This window comes from Maricaulis sp., from assembly GCF_039978735.1.
Taxonomy (GTDB): Bacteria; Pseudomonadota; Alphaproteobacteria; order Caulobacterales; family Maricaulaceae; genus Maricaulis.
On record NZ_JBDWAS010000043.1, the window covers coordinates 109,829 to 127,331 of the forward strand.

A 17,503-nucleotide genomic window follows, 5' to 3' on the forward strand; every position below is an offset into this window, starting at 1 on the left:
ACGCGGACGCGCTTATGGTCTAGGCAGTCTGTGCAATGCTTGCTACTCCCCGCCGGATGATGGCTTCGCACGGATATGAAAAATGGGCGTTCACCGCGGCTGGCGACGATGACGCGCCTGTCTATCCCGATGGTTGCCGCGACGTCCTCGTGATCGAGACGCAGGGCGGGCCGCCGCGCATCATTCTGACCGATCACGACCTCGTGCCGCGCCAGGCTCGCCTGACAGCGGGAACACGCATCACGGGCTTCCGGCTTCGTCCCGGTTCGCAACTCGACCCGGGTGTCCTGGATGCCATCGCAAGACAGCCCGGGGAGGCGGTGAACATCCTCGCCGAAGCCCGGCGCGATCCCGAAGATCTCGGCGATGCGATCAGGGCGCTGACCCGGCCGGGTGCCAGCCTTCGATCCGTGGCCGCAGCGGCCGGCGTATCGCAACGCACCCTGCAGCGGCGGTTTCGCGAATTCGATCTGCCTGCGCCGGACTATTGGCGCCTGCTGGCGCGGGCGCGCAGCGCGGCCCAACGCCTGGCGTCTGCATGCACGCTCGCCGACATTGCCGGTGAAAGCGGCTATGCCGACCAGGCCCACATGACGCGCGAATGCCTGCGCTGGTTCGGCGCGACGCCGGCCAGCCTGCGCCGGGATCCGCGCCGTCTTGCGTTGATATCTCAGCCGGCGCTGGGCAACTGGACCGGAGAACAGATCTCCACCAGATAGCCGTCCGGATCGCTGACATAGGACGTGATCTGGCCCCAGGGCTCCTCGCGCGCGTCCTGCTTCAGCGTGGCGCCGGCCTTGACGGCGCAGACGAGGGCGGCCGCCACATCGTCCGTCTCGAAGGCCAGTTCGAAGACCGGCGCATCGGCGTCCGGCTTTTTCGGCGACTTGCCGAGCTGCCGCATCAGGGCCGTCGAGGAAAAGGCCAGGCGCGTCTCGCCGGTTTTCAGCTCGCCATAATCCCCGCCCTCATGCAGGAAATTCCGCTCCAGTCCGAAAGCGGCTTCGTAGAAGGTCATCGATGCGGCGACGTTGTCGACATAGAGAATGGTGTAGCGAAAGATCATGCGAGGCTCCGGTGTTGCAAAATCGATCCGGGCGTCTAGCGCATGCCACGCCGGTCTGTCTTGAAGGATCGCGACAAGGGTTCGGCGCAGGTATCACTCCTGCCGGATATGGATCACGATTTCCCGCGAGCCGATTGCGGCTTCAAGCACACCATCAAGCATTCCTGCGACAGGAAAAACACCGACAGGTGTAACCAGCATCGCCTCGATCTCGTCGCCGATCTGACCACGCACGAGCAGAACCATGTGATCGGTGTCGGACTGGTCAAAGCCATTGAACCAGGTTTGCAGCCTGCCTCTGACAGCGAGTGTGACACGGCATATCTCTCCGGACTGCATGGCACGCGATCGCGCGCTTGCCGTCTCTTCTTCGAAGCCGATCGTGACCTCACCCTCGAACAAGCTGCAGTCCGCGAAGGGTTCGAGTGCCGGGATACTGTCGCTGGCCCGAGCAAGCGTCATCGCTGTGGCTTCGATCGCCGACGTCCAGGCAGAATTGGTCAGAAGCGCGACGGCTTGCCCGCTATCGGGAAAGACAACCAGCGCAGAGCGTCCCCCCGGAGAAAGGCCGGAGTGATGCCAAACCCGTTCTCCCCAAGGGGACTCGGAAAGGCGCCAGCCCAAACCGATCCGGGAGCCCGAGGTCTCGATCAGGCTTCCATCGGCCACTCGGCCAGGCGTTGTCATCTCTGTCAGAGTCGACGCTGAAACCAGGTGCCCCGCAGCAAAGTTCTGTCCGAACCGGGCGAGCCCCAGCGCACTCGCGGTCAAACCGCCGCCCGACCAGGTATAGCTGTAGTCATGGGGCGGAACCGCTTGCGGGCGGCCCTGCGAGAACTCAAACAGATTGCCTGTCAGGCGATACGTGCCCCAATCCGCTCGCGGACCGTCATCGCGCGGGAAGCCTGCGGCCATCTGTTCAGGAAAGGGCGTGTTCGTCACGGTTTCCAGAACGGCTGCAATCACCGTGTAGCCATAGCTCGAGTAGATGTACTCCGCGCCGGGCTCGCTATTGCCGGCCCTGTCCTGGAACAGGGAAAATGCATCGCGTGACCGGTCATAGTGTTCCTGGCCGAGCGTCGCGCGTTCCACGCCGTAGTGCGGCAGGCCCGACGTGTGGGCGAGCAATTGCCTTAGCGTCAGCTGGCGCAGGGACGCCGGCAGGTCCGGGAGGTAGAGCTCGATCGGCTGGTCGAGTTGCAGGCGGCCGGCATCGATTTCCCGGCCGACAAGCACCGCTGTGACCGGCTTTGAAATACTGCCGATTCTGAAACGCGTCCGCGGCTCCACAGCAGTGCCAGATTGCAGGTCGACGATCCCGGCTTCGGCATGGAGTTCGCGTCCATCTGCGGCGACAACCGCCAGCGCCATTCCGGGCACGCCGGTCATCTCCTGAAGCGTCTCCAGCGCGATTTCGGCCACATCCGGAGTATCCGGGTTCGATTGGCAGACCGCTATGCCGGTCGCGCCGAGAGCAAGCGAAACAGCGGATATCGCCAGGCGGGAGGAGTTCAAGCCTCGCCGCGTCATGGCGCCAGCACCTCGCCATTGAGGTCGAAACGCTGGACAGCGTCAGCGAACCCGAACTCGCCATAGATGTAGGCGATGCGAGCGACACCGGTCTGCCGATCCTCAACCGGATTTCCAGCCGCATCGACATACTCGCGCGCGATCAGGCGGCCGCGGCCGTCATAGGTCTGAAGCACCCGGGCATAGCCGGTGTCGTGCCGGGCAATGACAGCGCCATCCGTGTCGAGATAGCGGATCTCGATGACATTCCCGTCTGCGTCATGATCGAACTCCGTGCGCGCCCAGCCCTGATCGGCACGCGCGACCGGCGCTCCGGTTTCGTCGAACAGCTCCAGGCTTGTTCGCATTAGTCCCGTGGGATCGAACTCCATGCGATATCCGGCATAGCCGTCAGCGCGCGCCTGCAAATGAGCACCGTCGAGGGTGTAATTGGCCCGTTCGATGCGGTTTCCGAAACGGTCATAGCTGGCGCGTGTATACCCAAAACCATAGGCGCTGTGCATCGCGGCACCCGACGCGTCGGCATATCGTTCAACGCTTTCATAGCCGTATGCGTCCCGCTCGATGATGCCATGGGCGACGGCGGGGCCATTACCCTCGGCGGGCCGACCCTCGGCATCCAGCACATTCCAGGACAGAAGATCGCCGGCGGCGGTGTATTCCAGCCTGTCCTGGGCGGCATTCAGTTCATTCACGACCGGATTACCCTCGGCGTCGACGTTTCGCATGACGGCAAGCCAGCCATCCGCGCCATAGTGGAAATGGACGGTGTAGAATGGCAGGCCCGGGCGCAGCGGCAGAAGGCTGCCGTCCGCCGCATGACGCGTTTCCACGACAACGCCGTCCTCGCGGCGCAGCCATTCATAGCGGACCACGCCCCAGCTGTTGGCTGCAGGCTGGCCATCCTCGTCGAAGAAATCGAGCCGTTCCGGATAACCGTGCTCGTCGAGTGTGTAGACTTCCGTGAAGACATCGCCGTCGCTGCGGATGCCGTTGCCATGACGATCGAAGAAGCGCCTGATTTCCTGACCGTCCCGGTATTGAACCTCGACCTGTGGCGCGTGGTGATAGTAGTTCGCCGTATCATTGAGGCCGCGAACCGTCTCGCCGAGGCGGAACCGGATCCAGGTCACGCGGCCGCACCCGTCATAGTCGAACCGGTAATGATTGCGGTTGGCCGCCATTTCGGCCGTCATGGGATGAATGCCGCGCTGCGGGGCGAACGGAGTTTCGCGGAAGGGCAGGGTCGCAAAGTATTGCGGCTCCATCATGCCTGTCGAAGCGGTGCATCCTTCATCCCCCGATGCCGCGGCATTGAGCGCACAAACCAGCCCGCCGGCGATCACTGCGTTGTGAAGTATTCGAGTATCCATGAGGTGCTTCCCTGCCTATTCTCTCGAGCAATCCGACTCTATCGCCGGTCCGGACGAGCGCTTTCACGAGATGCCGCGACGCGACAGCAAATACGGGTGAAAAAGGGTGAAAAATGGTAGGGGCTGACACCCATGGCACAGGCATCCCCGTGTTGCGGCTTGATCCGGTCGCGATGACTGCGGAGTGGGGCGGCAAAGCCGTCAGCTTGCCGGATCTCTCGTTCAAACTGCTGGCACTTCTCAGCGAGCGAAGCCCGGAACCGGTTGCCTTTTCGGAGATCGAAGCGGCTGTCTGGGGGCATTCTGTCACTCGCGAGACACTCAAGCAGCGTGCCCGCCTTGTCCGCAGCGCGCTCAAGGAGACCGGCGCACCGGACGACCTCATCCGGCCCGTTCATGCCAGAGGTTACAGGCTCGCTGTCGCCTCGCAGCCCGCGACGGCCATGCCGGCGCCGGCGAACTCCAGGCTCGTCCTGCGGATCGCCGCAGGCCTGGCCGGTATGCTGCTGATATGCGCCGGGCTCGCGACCGGAATCTGGAACAAGGCCAGCAGCGCATCGGAACGTGATGCTCGCGTCATCGTGCTCGACACCGGATCCTTTGCGCGCTCAACGCCCGAACAACGCATCCGGCGGAATGAGATCAACCGCGACCTGACGTCCCGCCTGTCGCGCCTGCAGCGGGTTCATGGCCTGATCGCGCTTTCAGAAGCCCAGGGCAGTGTCGCGGATCAGGCCCGGCAAGCCGGTGCGGACTATCTCGTTGATATGCGGGTTACCGGCGGTGAGGGCGGAGATGCCGGATCTGTCGATCTCCGGCTGGTTTCAGTTCGTGACGCCCGGATACTCCATACGGCGCGCTACGGGCTGGCTGACGCGTCGATGGGGCGAGTACTGGATCACTTCGCCCTGGATGTTCAGGCTGCCCTGGAGAGCGATCGTCGCCTGCGGCGTGCGGACCTTCAGAACGACCCGGCTGCGCGCGCCTATTTCTCAGCGCTTGAACTTAGCGAAGCGCCCACACGAACCAATCTTGAGCAGGCGATCGCCTTGCTGTCCGCCGTCGAACCGGACGAGAGCCAGGCCTTCATCCTGTCGCTACGCGCACGCCTGCGGGCCGATCTGGTGCTCAGGCATGGGGCCAATGCCCAGCTGGCGGCTACGGCCTTGCAGGACGCCGAGACCGCCATTGCCGCGGCACCGGAACTTGCCGAATTCCGCTATAGTCTTGCACGGGCGCAACTCGCATCGGGTCAGCGGGAGGCGGCCCTGGAAACCCTGCGATCGATCGAGCCCCACATGCCGGGCGTGGCACGTGACATTGCAGCGCTGGATGCGGGTCAGGAAGGGTAGTGAGCCTGGTGGCGGTGCTCGACGAACTGATATCGATCACTGGGTTCGCAAGCGCGGCGGCGCGCCGCCCCATCGGAGGCATCTGCGAAGCAAATCGCCGTGAGATCGAGACAATGGCGGGCCGCGCCCGATAAAGATGAGCACTACGACATTGTCATAACCCTTTGACGATCATGAAGATACTTCGTGTTGTGCGGTTATCGGCGGGTTTCTGCGGCATTTGGGTGGCTAACGGCGCCCATTTCGGGCGTTTGACGGGGTATTTCCGTTTCGTCGGCGGATTACCGCCATGCACTTGCTCCTTGGATCTGCCGGTCTGGCAAACCTGCGCGACCGCTTAATCAAACGGCAATAACTGGGACCAAGCCGTCATTCCGGTCTCGCCCGTTGAAGGGCGGCTTCCGGCGAGAGCTGACGCTCCCTCCACCGGAGCAGGCAGCTTAACGCGTTAGGCATCAGCGGGGAGTCCGTCGGTATGAGAGTACAAGTGCTGATCTCGGCAGGAACTCGACGTTCCAGATACGAGCGGAGCTCCGAGATACAAAAGTTTACAATGTATACTAGGGCGCGTTAAATACTGATTTTGGATGAAACGTTAGGTGTACGCCTCCATGGAACTGGAATCGATCTGCTTCTCGTCGGACTGCCGCAGCCGGGGCGTTTTCGATCAGATCGCCGACAAATGGTCGGCAATGGTATTGGCGATCCTGTCCGCTCGGCCGCATCGGTTCAACGTAATTCGCAGGCGATTGGAGGGCGTTAGCCAGAAGGCGTTGACACAATGTCTCCGCCGGCTTGAACGCAACGGGTTGGTCAACCGTCGCGTCGTCTCCCTCTCACCGGTGGCCGTCGAGTACGAGATCACTCCGCTGGGACGCAGCCTACAAAAGCCGCTGGGCGCATTGCACCAGTGGACGCTGGACAATCTCGCGGAGGTCGATGCGGCACGCGAGGCCTTCGATGATCGACAATCGGACGACGCTTTCGGCGGCGTCCAGGTGGGGAATCGTACGGACTAGGACCCGGCGGGTCGGATGTCAGGTTACCTCAGCCCTACCAAGTCACCTTATGGTTCCTAATTGACACTTGGTCTACAAGTTATACCTAGACGTCCAGATTAACTGGAGTGTCAAATGACCGACCTGAAACTACTGTCCCCGCTGAAAACCGACGCGTTCGAATTCAAGAACCGCGTCTTCATGGCTCCCATGTCGCGAGGCAGGTCGCCCGACCGCGTCGCGAATGAACTGACCGCACACTACTACGCCCAACGCGCCACGGCTGGCCTGATCATCACAGAAGGCACGCAGATCAGCGAGCAAGCGATCGGCTGGACGAATTCGCCCGGGATCCACACCGAAGACCAGATTAAAGGATGGCGAAAGGTCACCCATGCCGTGCACGAGGCCGGCGGCCTCATCTTCGCGCAACTCTGGCATACGGGCCGGGCGTCACATCCGGACTTTCACGGCGGTGCCCTGCCCGTCGCGCCATCGGCGGTACCCTTTGACAGCCAGGTCTTCACGCCCGAAGGACCGAAGCCTGCCGTCACTCCCCGGGCGATGACTTTGGAGGAGATCCAAAGCACGATCCTGGACTATGAGACGGCCGCACGCGCAGCAAAGGCTGCGGGTTTTGACGGTGTGGAGGTGCATGGTGCCAATGGCTATCTGCCGGCTCAGTTCCTTGAAGACGGGCCCAACAAACGAACCGACGCCTATGGTGGGCCGATCGAGAACCGCGCCCGCTTCCTGCTCGAAGCGACCGATTCCGCCATCCGGGTCTTTGGGCCATCCCGCGTGTCCGTCCGGCTTTCGCCCCGCATCCCCTATAACGACATGGGCGATAGCGACCTGGAAGGCACGTACATGTTTGCCGTCGAAGCCCTTGAGGCGAGGAAGGTAGGGATGCTCCACTTCATGGAGCCGGCCCAGCTTCCGGACGGTCTCAAGCTGCTGGCACCCGAAGCAAGAAAGCGGTTTACCGGTAAGTTCATCGTGAACGTTGGATATGATCGCGACACTGCCGAACGGGCGATAGCCACCGGTCTGGCCGATGCGGTGACGTTCGGAACGCTCTTCATCAGCAACCCTGATCTCCCCGAACGCTTCCGTCGCGACGCCGCCTTGGCTCCTTCCGACACCGCCACATACTATGTGGGTGGCGAGCAGGGTTACACGGACTACCCGCTTCTCGGCTGAGGCTTCTGCCCAGGCAGCCTTCTCGATCCAGCCGCCCCGTTGCAAAAGGATAAAGCGAGCGGCCGGATCGAGATTTTTACAAGTCTTGTCCCGCTGTCACGTTCTGCCCAGAACATTTCCGCTCTGGGGAAAGGCTAAGCTGTTGGCTCATATTTGGCGTCAACCGACCGGGAGGACGGCAAGGCGCGGACGGCCGGTTTCATCAGAAGAGGTCGTTCGCTCGGACGTAAAGGGAGGTCTTGATCTGGTCGAAAGCTACCGCGCTGTCGGTCTGGGCACGGAAGTATCGGACAATAGCGTGGAAACGGCGGTTCGCTATACCGCATGGTGGTGTGCGGTGATCGGCGGCGATATCGGGTCATAGAGGGACCCTGGGTGGGTATGGCGGAGGGGGAGGGATTCGAACCCCCGGAACCTCGCGGTTCAACGGTTTTCAAGACCGCCGCAATCGACCACTCTGCCACCCCTCCGGTCCCGTGCAGATAACGGCGATGCGTTCTGCAGTGCAAGTGCGGATGCAGAACGCATGGCAGCCGAGGAGCCTGCCCAAGACAGTCGCGACATGAAACAGGGTTACCCTCCCTTCACCAATCCGGGATAATCTCGCAGGAACTTCGTCAGCGGAAATCCGGTTCAGCCTTGTCCAGACTGTCTCTCGCTCTTGTTGGCCTCGCCGCTGCGTCGCTCGCAGCGTGTGCATCCTCGCCCGAACGCTATTCCAGCTATCCGGCTTCGGTACCGTCTACACCGCCACAGACGAGCGGGACAGCGACGCCGGTCGATATCGATGTGGCAGGACTGATTGCGACAGACAGCGGTCACCAGAAGGTCGGCAACCCCTATCGCGTGGGAAGCCGGACCTATAGACCGCAGCGCGACGATCGCTATGACCGCACCGGCATTGCGTCCTGGTACGGTCCAAATTTCCATGGAAGGCCAACGGCTAATGGCGAAGTCTTCGACCAGTACGCGATGACGGCCGCGCACACGACCCTGCCGATTCCCTCGATCGCGGAAGTCACCAATCTGGAGAACGGGCGCAGCATTATCGTTCGCGTCAATGATCGCGGCCCCTTCGTGGACGACCGGATTATCGACCTGTCACGGGCCGCGGCAACCGAGCTCGACTATGTCGGCTCGGGCCTTGCCCGCGTACGGGTCCGCTATCTCGGCCCGGCCCATCCCGACGCGCCGCCGCCTCAGCGCAATGTCCGGGTCGCCGGCGCGCCGCCGGCCGCCGCGCCCGCCATGCAACCATCCAGCCCGGCCACAGCGCAGACCGTAGCTGCCGTCGAGAACATCCCGGTCCGCGCGGGACGGGATGTGACGCTGCAGCTCGGGGCTTTCAGCGATGCGGACAATGCCGACCGGCTGGTCCGGCGTGTCGCCGGAGCGGGCGAGGTGTGGGTCGAGCCCGGCCAGTCCGACCATGGCCCGATATACCGGGTCTTCTTCGGACGCTGGGCCGATCGCAGCGGCGCCGATGCGGCACGGGCCAGCCTGGCCGACTGGGGCGTTTTCGGCGCCCGGATCGTCGCCCTCGACTGAGCCTGCTGCGTCCGTGACGCTGGACGCCATGGTCTTGCCGCGCTTTGATGCTTCCTGTTGCCAAGCCGCCCCATCTGATTCCGGCCAGGGAGTTCCTCCGTGCGCAGTCTTCTTGCGATTCTTCTTCTCGCCATTCCGGTTGCAGCCGCACCGGCCGTCGCCCAGAACACCTATGAGACCGATGCCAGCCATGCGGTGATCATGGATTTCGAGACCGGCACGATCCTGTTCTCGAAAAATGGCGACGAGCCCATGCCGCCGGCCTCAATGTCCAAGATGATGACGGTGCTGATGACGCTCGAGGCTATCGAGTCGGGCTCGCTGTCGCTGGATGACGAATTGCCCGTCTCCGAAGAGGCCTGGCGCCGCGGCGGCGCGGCTTCGGGGTCGTCGACCATGTTCCTGGACGTGAACAGCCGGGCGCGGGTCGAGGACCTGCTGCGCGGTGTCATCATCCAGTCCGGCAATGATGCCTGCATCGTTCTGGCCGAGGCGATCGGCGGCAGCGAGGCGGCCTTTGCCGACATGATGACCCAGCGTGCCCGTGAACTGGGCCTGGAGAACGCGCATTTTGCCAATGCGACCGGCTGGCCTGATCCCGGCCACATGGTCAGCGCGGAAGACCTTGCCCGCATTGCCCAAATCCTGATCCGCGATCACCCGGATTTCTATGGCATCTGGGCCGAACGGGAATTCACCTATAACGGCATCCGCCAGTATAATCGCAACCCGCTGCTGGGCGTGTTTTCGGGTGCTGACGGTCTGAAGACCGGCCATACGGAAGACAGCGGCTATGGCCTCGTCGGGTCTGCCGAACGCGATGGCGAACGCCGTATTATCGTGTTCAACGGCATGGACTCGAATGCGGCCCGCGCCGCCGAGGCCGAACGCATGATGCGCGCGGCGCTGACCGATTACGGCGTCTACGATCTTTTCGCGGCCGGTGACACCGTCGAGCATGAAGCCGAGGTCTTCATGGGCACGGCGTCCACCGTCGCGCTTCGTGTCGATGAGGACATTGCCGTCGGCCTGCATCGCCGGGCCCGCCGCGACATGACGGTTTCGGTGAACTATGACGGCCCCGTTTCCGCGCCGATCGTGGAAGGCGATGTCATCGCCACGCTGACCGTCGAAGCGCCCGGCATGGAGCCGCAGGATTTCCCGCTGGTCGCAGCGAATGACGTTCCCCGCAAGGGGCTGATGGGCCGTATCGGGGCTGCACTTGTCCACATGATCCGGGGCTGATTGGCGTGCGGGGCAAGTTCATCACACTTGAAGGCGGCGAGGGCGCCGGCAAGACGACGCTGATCAAGGCCTTGCAGGCCGCTCTTGCGGCAAAAGGCCTGGATGTGGTCGTCACCCGGGAGCCCGGCGGCACGCCCGGCGCCGAAGTCTTGCGCGACATCCTGCTCAAGGGCGCGACGGATCGCTGGTCCCCGGTCACCGAAGCGCTGTTGATGTATGCCGCCCGTGTGGATCATGTCGAACGGTTGATCGAGCCCGCGCTGGCCCGGGGTGCCTGGGTGATTTCCGACCGCTTTGCCGATTCCACCATGGCCTATCAGGGCACGGCAGGTGGCGTTCCGCTCGACCGTATCCGTCAGCTTCATGGCGCCGCATTGGGCGATTTCCGGCCGGATCTGACCCTGGTGCTCGATCTCGACCCGCGGACCGGGCTGGAGCGGACGGTCGCGCGCGGCGAGGATGCGACACGCTTTGAGCGTTTCGACGCGGACTTTCATGCGCGCCTGCGCCAGGCCTTTCTGGATATCGCTGCGCGCGAGCCTGAGCGCTGCGTTGTGCTGGATGCGGGGTCCGATGCGGATGCCGTTGCCGCGGCGGCCCTTCAGGCCATCGAGACGCGGCTCGGCGCCCCGGCATGAGTACGGATCCCGACATCGGGTCCGACGTCCAGCCGGGCTGTCTGCCGCCGCGCGAGCGCTATGACCTGTTCGGCCACGAGGCCGCAGAACAGGCTTTTGCAAAAGCCTGGCAGAGCGGGCGCCTGCATCACGCCTGGATGATCACCGGACCGCGCGGCGTCGGCAAGGCCAGCTTCGCCTGGCGGGCCGCACGCCGGGTTCTCGGGGCCGCGCCGATGGACGAGGGCGGCCCGCTCGGTTCCAGCCCGCAGGACCCTGTCTGCAAGCTGCTGGAAGCCCAGGCCAATCCGGACCTCCTGCTGCTGCGGCGTCCATGGGACGAGAAGCGCAAGCGCTGGCGTGCCGAGATCACCGTGGAAGAGGCGCGCCGGGCGCCGCATTTTTTCGAGATGAGTTCCGGTGCCAAGGGTGGTTGGCGTGTCTGTATCGTCGATAGCGCCGACGAGATGAATACCAATGCCGCCAACGCCTTGTTGAAAACTCTTGAGGAGCCACCCAAACGCGGTGTCCTGTTTCTGGTGACCCATACACCGGGCCGCCTTCCGGCGACGATCCGTTCACGCTGCCGCCGTCTCGATCTGCGCGCGCCATCCGTTGAGGCGACAGCCGGGTGGCTTGCCGGAATCAGCGATGCCGGTGCCGGCGATGCGCTGGCTGCGTCCAGGCTGGCTGCGGGCGCACCGGGCCGGGCGCTGTCCCTGCATGTCTCTGGCGGCGTCGGTCTGGCCCGCGATGTCGAAGCCATCGTCGAGAAAGGGCGGTCCGCGGGTGAGCCGGAGATGCGCCGTCTGGCCGACCGGATTTCCACCAAGGCCGGCGAGGATCTGCGCGGCCTGTTCTACGAGGCGCTTGCCGGCGCCCTGCGCAATCAGGCGCGCCGCCGCGCCGCCAATGGCGAGGATGTGACGGCCTGGCTTGCTGCCTGGCGGGAGCTTGGTTCGCTTGTCCGCGATGCCGAGGCACTTTATCTCGACCCGAAACAGAGCGCGCTTGCAGCCCTCTCGCTCGCCCGGGATGCCGCGCGCAAGGAAACCGCCTGAGACCTGCCATGTTCATCGACACACACGTCAATCTTCACGGCGAGCAATTTGCCGACGATCTGGACGCCGTCATTGAACGGGCCCGTGCGGCGGGCGTTGAGCGCATGATCGCGATCTGCTGCCGCCTGAGCGATTTCGAAGCCGTCTCCGCCATCGCCGAGGCCCATGACGACATCTACTGTACGATCGGCGCCCATCCGCACCACGCCAAGGACCGGCCGGACATCACCGCCGGCGAACTGATCGAGATCGCCCGCCATCCCAAGGTCGTCGGCATCGGCGAGACGGGGCTGGACTTCCACTACGGCTATTCCCCGCGTGAGGACCAGTTCGCCAGCCTGAAAGCGCATATCGAGGCGGCGCGCCAGACGGATCTGCCGCTCGTGCTGCATACCCGCGAAGCGGATGAGGCGATGGCGGACCTTCTGGAAGAGGAAATGGGGAAGGGGGCCTTCCGGCCCTTGCTGCACTGTTATACCGGCGGTGCCGATCTGGCCCGCCGGGCCGCCCGTCTGGGCGCGTATTTTTCGGCGTCCGGGATTGTCACCTTCAAGAAGGCCGAAGATGTGCGGGCCGTGTTCCGCGACGAGGTGCCGGATGACCGGGTGATCCTGGAAACCGACTGCCCCTATCTCGCCCCCGTGCCGCATCGCGGCAAGCGCTGCGAACCGGCCTTCCTGCCCGATGTTGCGGCCGGACTTGCCACGGTGAAGGGCTGGACGATCGAGGAGTGCGCGACCCGGACTACACAAGCCGCGCTCAACCTGTTCGACCGGATCGTGAAACCGTGACGGGCCTGGTCCGGATAACCCTGCTGGGCACGGGATCCTCGGGCGGTGTGCCGCGTGCAAACGGTGACTGGGGCGACTGCAATCCGAACAATCCCCGCAACCGCCGCCGCCGCTGTTCTGCCCTGGTGGAGCGGGCGCACACCCGTGCCGACCTGGACGGCGGGGAGGCGGTGACGCGGGTCGTCATCGACACCTCGCCGGACTTCCGCGAGCAGATGTTGTCGGCCCGGGTGACGCGGATCGATGGTGTCGTCCTTACCCATGACCATGCCGACCAGACCCACGGCATCGACGACCTGCGGGCCTTTGCATACCTGCAACGTCAGCGCATCCCTGTGTGGATGGACAGCCCCACAGCAGCAACATTGGTGTCGCGTTTCGGCTACACATTCGACACACCGCCGGGCTCCAGCTATCCGGCCATTCTCGATCGCCGCGACATGCCGCATTTCGGCGAGCCGGTGACGATTAACGGGCCGGGCGGTGAGGTTTCGCTCATTCCGGTCGACCAGGAGCACGGATCGATCCGCTCGCTCGGCTTCCGGATCGGCGACATCGCCTATTCGCCGGACATCAACGCCCTGCCGGAGGCGAGCGTACCGCTGCTGGACGGTGTGGGCTGCTGGATTGTCGATGCCCTGCGCCGCGAACCGCATCCCACCCATTTCACCGTCGACGATGCCCTGGCCGCGCTGGAGCGGGTTGGCGCCCGCTTCGGCGTGCTGACGAATATGCACATCACGCTGGATTACGACGTTCTGGTCGACACGCTGCCCGAGCATGTCTGGCCCGGCTATGACGGGATGCGGCTGATCTGGGATGGCGAGCGCGTGCGGTTCGACGACCTGCCGGAATAGGGCGCCTCAGCCCTCATGGCTGGCAAAAACCGACAGGTTGTCGCCGGAAAAGGCATAGACATCATAGGGTTCACTATAGCCCGGGACTTCCATGCCCGGCGATCCGGCCGGCATGCCCGGCACCGCGATACCGGCAATCTGCGGCCGGGTGTCCAGCATCCGCAGGATATCCTCGGCCGGGACATGTCCCTCGATCGTATAGTCGCCGATCCGGGCCGTGTGACAGGACCACAAGGCCTGCGGCACGCCGAACTCGGTCTTGACCGGCACCACATCCGGCATGTTGCGGACCGCAACCCGGAAACCGGCCGCCTCGACATGCTCGATCCATGCACCACAGCAGCCGCAGGTCGGTGACTTGTAGACCACCATGACAGGGTGATCCTCTGCGCGGGCGCGACCGGCGAGCGCCAGGCAGGCCAGACCGGTCAGGACAAGGGTGCGGCGGTCGATCATGAGAGGCTCCGGATTTTCGCGTTTCTTCGACATAATTAGCAGATGAGCGCCGGCAGGACGATGCGGCGTTCTGCGCGTTCCAGTTTGGCGGTGCTAGTTCGGCGGGCAGACGATCTGGCTTTCACCGTCACGCTCGGCCCGGACGCAATCGGGCTCAAGCCCGCCACGGACCTCGCCGGAGAAGTTCGCGGTCACCGTCAGGCCATTGGCGAAGCTTGTGCGCTGGACCAGGCGGTCATCGCTGACCCATTCGAAGCCGGTCATTGCAGCAGGCGCATCCGTGCCGTGAACTGCGCGGAAAGCGGTCTCGGCAGCGCGCAGCTGAGGTGCGATCCGCGCCAGCTCCCGCCGGTCGAGATGCCAGAGCGTGGGTGTGCCGTACAGGAGGGCGAGGGCAAAGCGGCGCGGGGCGAGGGCGGGGAATTTCGCCTGTCCGAACTCCCAGCGATCCGTGGAAATCATCGCATCGTGGAAGACCGCCTCGAACAGCGGCAGGCGCCGGGCTGGCGAGAACAGGGCTTCGGCTTCCGCATCCGTCAACTCGGCCGGCTGGAAATAGCGACGAGGGCGGTCTTCCGGCCAGTAGCCGCCAAACCGCTCACGCTGGCGCAGCAGCGGCCAGATGGCGTCGAGATTGACGCTGTTGCCACCATGCGAGTAATGCGTCACGCCATGGGCCCAGCCGCCGACATGCTCGGACCCCAGGACAAGATCGTGATCGTCGATCGCGCTTCGCATCCGCTCGAGCCGGTTCTGCCGGTCGCGGACGCGGTCCATGGGGTGATCGGGGTGATGGTCGGCATAAAAACTGCCGAAAGCATCGACATCGAGGAAGACATGGCGCGCGCCGGCTGACGCATGACCGGCATAGCGCGAGGCCACATTCGGTGCGCCTTCACGGCGGCGCAGGGCCTCGCTGGAGAGCTCGCAGCCGCGACCGGCAAAGCCTGTGTGACGCGCGCCGTCTTCTCCGGTGATACAGCCGGCCGGGAAAAGATCGCCCCAGTCGGCCGTGACGGTATCGGCCTCGCCGGAGGGCTGGGCGTTGGCAAAGCTTTCATAGGGGCCGGCCAGCCATCCTGCAGCATCCGCAGCCGCCAGATAGGCCGGACGCAGGGCTTCATCCCAGCCATCGGCCTCATAGGCCAGCAGGATGCGCTCAATGCCGGCGGCTCCCAGATCGTCCAGAAAGGCCGGACTACGGCCATCGCCCCAGACATAGGCGTGCGGCGCTCCGAAAAGCCGCTCGATCGGCGCGGTGGCCGGCTGCTTGTCCGCAAAGGTGACCAGGCCGTCCCGCATCTGCAGACGTTCACGATAGAGCCGGGCCGCGGCGAGCGGGTCGGCCGGCCCGGCGGACAGGGCCAGTTCCAGGGCCGGCGCATCCGGCGTGAAGCTGTAATGCAGACGAACGCGGCCATCAGCGTCTTCGGGCCAGCAGATTTCCGCCTGCAGCCCGTCCGACAGGGCGTATGCGCCGCTGTGCTCCGCGGTCAGATAGGCCCAGGCGGGATAGGACAGGGCGCCCGTGCCCGCCCGGCATCCGGCCAGATCCGCGTGTCCGGCCGGCAAAATCACACCCTGGCCATCGGGTAGGGCCCATTCCGCTGCCGCCGGTGACGCCAGCGGCCAGTCCAGCTCCGTCACGTCATGCGATGTGACACGCAGAACCAGTTTCTCATGTTCGATCCGGACAAGGAACGCCAGGCCGGTCCCGGGCCATTGCCAGCTCGCGCTCGCACCTGACGTTTCAAGCGAGCCGACCACACCGGCGGTTTCGACCGCGGACATCAGCGGGACCGGAGGTCCGTCCGGCAATATCCGGACGACGGCCAGTGTCGCGGTGTCGATCCTGTAGTGCGCGTCACCCTCGGCCAGCTGGACCTCGGTGCCGGTGATCGCCGCGACGCCCTGAAGGCCGGTCAGGGTGCTGAGGATGACAAGAGCGGGAAACGACATGAGGAACCTCTAGAGACGCGATACCAGGAGCACTTCGTTACAAGTGTAGCATCGATTCCCGCCATGTTTTCGTGACATCACTGCCGGATGCGAAATCTGTGGTCTTCAAGAAGTCGAGAACCCGACTGAGCGCCCTGAACTCCGGTCACGGGGCGACAGAGTCCGCCGAGGAAAGAAAGGCCGATGGCACCGTCAAGCGATGCCCGCCGACGCCGGGGGCGGTAGTTCGTGTCGCGCGCGCTCAAGGAGGGGCAAGAGCGAGCCATGCACCGCCTGCCCGATCCGCGGTGTAAAGTCCGAGACTTCGCGAGATCAATTGTAATTCCATAAAAAACGGATCATATCTAGTATTCATAAAAACACATTATGGAGTGAAAAATGTTGCCTCCTGAATCTCCGATAAAAAACAAGAAAAATATTTCAGAAAACCTCAAAGAAGCAGAAAGATACGGAATAAAGTGTCTTCCTGTAGATTGTTTTCATTATCGCGAATTTCGATATACGAGCCTGACGGATGCTATTGCGCAAGCCAGGCGCGATGAGGAAAGCCGTGAACGGGAGGCTTGTCATGCCAACCGCACGACCTAACCCGCCGGAAATAACCGAACTGGAGCGCCGCGTTCTGGCACACGAGCGTATTCTTCAGTCACTCATCGCCTACATGTCCAGAACCGAGCCGCGCTTTCTGGACCACCTGCGGGATCGGTTTGTCGAGCCCATGAAGATGGCCCGACACGAGCACAACTACAGGGAGGTGGATGATTTCGCTGAAGAATTCATCCGCGCGATCATGTTGATCGGGGAGACAGGCAAACCCGCCCGTCCGGTAGAATACGCTGCTCGAACCGCGGGGACACCGGCTGCGACTCGCGAACAAACCTGCGGCCCCGCCAAGCTGCCGGCCGACCGGATACAGCTCAAGGAGACGGGCGGAATCTGGCGCGTCACCGTTGATGGCGCGTTTTGGGGTGACTTTCACAGGGAAGAGCAGGCGCTTGCCGGCATGGCGTTGGCCAAGCTTTCTCTTCGCTGACCCCCGGCCACAGCGACGACCTACGGTCGACGCACTGCGGACCGGAAAGCCAAGTACCGTTCATGGGCCGATCCGGAAACCGGGGCTTCATGACCGATCGGATCCAGCCAGAAAGGCCTTGTGACGCCGCCGGTCGGATCACGAAGTCGTTCGCGCGATTTCAGAAGATTAGGGCGGCGGCATGCGGCTCGCTGTTGGCGAACGCGCTCGGGGTGTCCGGAGTGGAACTCAGGTGTGTCAAACGTCCGATGGTTTCCCGGACTCGGTGGCCATGCTCGCGTCTTTTGATGGCGCTTTCCAAAAATCCTGAGAATTGAACCGCTGATTCCCCACAGATTTTTGGAAAGTTTTGGTCAAAAATGCTGAGAATATCGAGCATCGTTGATCAAAAATATTGAGAATCCCGTTCTCAGC

General features: G+C 63.7%; 17 protein-coding genes and 1 tRNA gene. 11 read left to right on the forward strand and 7 right to left on the reverse strand.

All coding sequences use genetic code 11. The features are described from left to right. Positions 1 to 35 precede the first annotated feature (35 nt). Positions 36 to 719, forward strand: coding sequence for a helix-turn-helix domain-containing protein (locus ABJO18_RS11900; RefSeq protein ID WP_348506724.1), 684 nt, complete (start codon positions 36 to 38; stop codon positions 717 to 719). On the opposite strand, the gene ABJO18_RS11905 is transcribed toward ABJO18_RS11900, so the two are convergent. The 3 genes from ABJO18_RS11905 to ABJO18_RS11915 all read right to left on the reverse strand — a co-directional run bounded on the left by ABJO18_RS11905 (position 671) and on the right by ABJO18_RS11915 (position 3,969). After that, positions 671 to 1,066: a VOC family protein gene (locus ABJO18_RS11905; protein WP_348506725.1), complete on the reverse strand. Its 396-nt coding sequence runs from the start codon at positions 1,064 to 1,066 to the stop codon at positions 671 to 673. The two genes, ABJO18_RS11900 and ABJO18_RS11905, sit on opposite strands and share 49 nt — an antisense overlap. A 93-nt stretch (positions 1,067 to 1,159) precedes the next feature. Continuing rightward, positions 1,160 to 2,596 carry a serine hydrolase domain-containing protein gene (locus ABJO18_RS11910; RefSeq protein WP_348506727.1) on the reverse strand — a complete coding sequence of 479 codons (1,437 nt, stop codon included), beginning with the start codon at positions 2,594 to 2,596 and terminating at the stop codon, positions 1,160 to 1,162. Then, the gene (locus tag ABJO18_RS11915) at positions 2,593 to 3,969 is read right to left on the reverse strand and encodes a hypothetical protein (RefSeq protein WP_348506729.1); all 1,377 of its coding nucleotides are present in this window, start codon (positions 3,967 to 3,969) and stop codon (positions 2,593 to 2,595) included. The genes ABJO18_RS11910 and ABJO18_RS11915 overlap by 4 nt, the downstream gene beginning before the upstream one ends. Positions 3,970 to 4,082: 113 nt before the next feature. Here ABJO18_RS11915 and ABJO18_RS11920 point away from each other — a divergent pair, with 113 nt between their 5' ends. From ABJO18_RS11920 to ABJO18_RS11930, 3 genes are all read left to right on the forward strand, one after another. Continuing rightward, the gene (locus tag ABJO18_RS11920; RefSeq protein ID WP_348506730.1) at positions 4,083 to 5,321 is read left to right on the forward strand and encodes a winged helix-turn-helix domain-containing protein; all 1,239 of its coding nucleotides are present in this window, start codon (positions 4,083 to 4,085) and stop codon (positions 5,319 to 5,321) included. A gap of 611 nt (positions 5,322 to 5,932) precedes the next feature. Beyond that, a complete protein-coding gene (locus ABJO18_RS11925) occupies positions 5,933 to 6,340 on the forward strand; it encodes a helix-turn-helix domain-containing protein (protein WP_348506732.1) in 408 nt (135 codons plus the stop codon). 114 nt (positions 6,341 to 6,454) lie between these two features. After that, positions 6,455 to 7,522 carry an alkene reductase gene (locus tag ABJO18_RS11930; RefSeq protein WP_348506734.1) on the forward strand — a complete coding sequence of 356 codons (1,068 nt, stop codon included), beginning with the start codon at positions 6,455 to 6,457 and terminating at the stop codon, positions 7,520 to 7,522. Between the two features lie 382 nt (positions 7,523 to 7,904). On the opposite strand, the gene ABJO18_RS11935 is transcribed toward ABJO18_RS11930, so the two are convergent. Then, positions 7,905 to 7,992: transfer RNA gene (locus ABJO18_RS11935), tRNA-Ser, on the reverse strand. A gap of 169 nt (positions 7,993 to 8,161) precedes the next feature. On the opposite strand from ABJO18_RS11935, the gene ABJO18_RS11940 reads away from it, so the two are divergent. The 6 genes from ABJO18_RS11940 to ABJO18_RS11965 all read left to right on the forward strand — a co-directional run bounded on the left by ABJO18_RS11940 (position 8,162) and on the right by ABJO18_RS11965 (position 13,641). After that, the gene (locus ABJO18_RS11940; protein ID WP_348506736.1) at positions 8,162 to 9,070 is read left to right on the forward strand and encodes a septal ring lytic transglycosylase RlpA family protein; all 909 of its coding nucleotides are present in this window, start codon (positions 8,162 to 8,164) and stop codon (positions 9,068 to 9,070) included. Between the two features lie 99 nt (positions 9,071 to 9,169). Further along, positions 9,170 to 10,315: a D-alanyl-D-alanine carboxypeptidase family protein gene (locus tag ABJO18_RS11945; protein WP_348506738.1), complete on the forward strand. Its 1,146-nt coding sequence runs from the start codon at positions 9,170 to 9,172 to the stop codon at positions 10,313 to 10,315. A gap of 5 nt (positions 10,316 to 10,320) precedes the next feature. Beyond that, the gene (gene tmk / locus ABJO18_RS11950) at positions 10,321 to 10,953 is read left to right on the forward strand and encodes a dTMP kinase (protein ID WP_348506740.1); all 633 of its coding nucleotides are present in this window, start codon (positions 10,321 to 10,323) and stop codon (positions 10,951 to 10,953) included. Continuing rightward, positions 10,950 to 11,993, forward strand: coding sequence for a DNA polymerase III subunit delta' (locus ABJO18_RS11955; protein WP_348506742.1), 1,044 nt, complete (start codon positions 10,950 to 10,952; stop codon positions 11,991 to 11,993). The genes tmk and ABJO18_RS11955 overlap by 4 nt, the downstream gene beginning before the upstream one ends. Positions 11,994 to 12,001: 8 nt before the next feature. Beyond that, complete coding sequence (locus tag ABJO18_RS11960; RefSeq protein ID WP_348506744.1) at positions 12,002 to 12,784, forward strand: TatD family hydrolase; 783 nt, start codon at positions 12,002 to 12,004, stop codon at positions 12,782 to 12,784. Beyond that, a complete protein-coding gene (locus tag ABJO18_RS11965; RefSeq protein ID WP_348506746.1) occupies positions 12,781 to 13,641 on the forward strand; it encodes an MBL fold metallo-hydrolase in 861 nt (286 codons plus the stop codon). The genes ABJO18_RS11960 and ABJO18_RS11965 overlap by 4 nt, the downstream gene beginning before the upstream one ends. 6 nt (positions 13,642 to 13,647) lie before the next feature. On the opposite strand, the gene ABJO18_RS11970 is transcribed toward ABJO18_RS11965, so the two are convergent. Next, entirely contained in the window at positions 13,648 to 14,097 is a 450-nt protein-coding gene (locus tag ABJO18_RS11970) for a DUF411 domain-containing protein (RefSeq protein WP_348506748.1), read from the reverse strand. 93 nt (positions 14,098 to 14,190) lie between these two features. Next, positions 14,191 to 16,056, reverse strand: a complete 1,866-nt coding sequence (locus tag ABJO18_RS11975) for a glycoside hydrolase (RefSeq protein ID WP_348506750.1) — start codon at positions 16,054 to 16,056, stop codon at positions 14,191 to 14,193. A gap of 568 nt (positions 16,057 to 16,624) precedes the next feature. Between ABJO18_RS11975 and ABJO18_RS11980 the strand changes: the two genes are divergently transcribed. Beyond that, positions 16,625 to 17,089, forward strand: a complete 465-nt coding sequence (locus ABJO18_RS11980; protein ID WP_348506752.1) for a hypothetical protein — start codon at positions 16,625 to 16,627, stop codon at positions 17,087 to 17,089. Between the two features lie 160 nt (positions 17,090 to 17,249). Here the strand turns inward: ABJO18_RS11980 and ABJO18_RS11985 are convergent, their stop codons facing one another. After that, positions 17,250 to 17,468, reverse strand: coding sequence for a hypothetical protein (locus ABJO18_RS11985; RefSeq protein WP_348506754.1), 219 nt, complete (start codon positions 17,466 to 17,468; stop codon positions 17,250 to 17,252). Between the last annotated feature and the right edge of the window lie 35 nt (positions 17,469 to 17,503).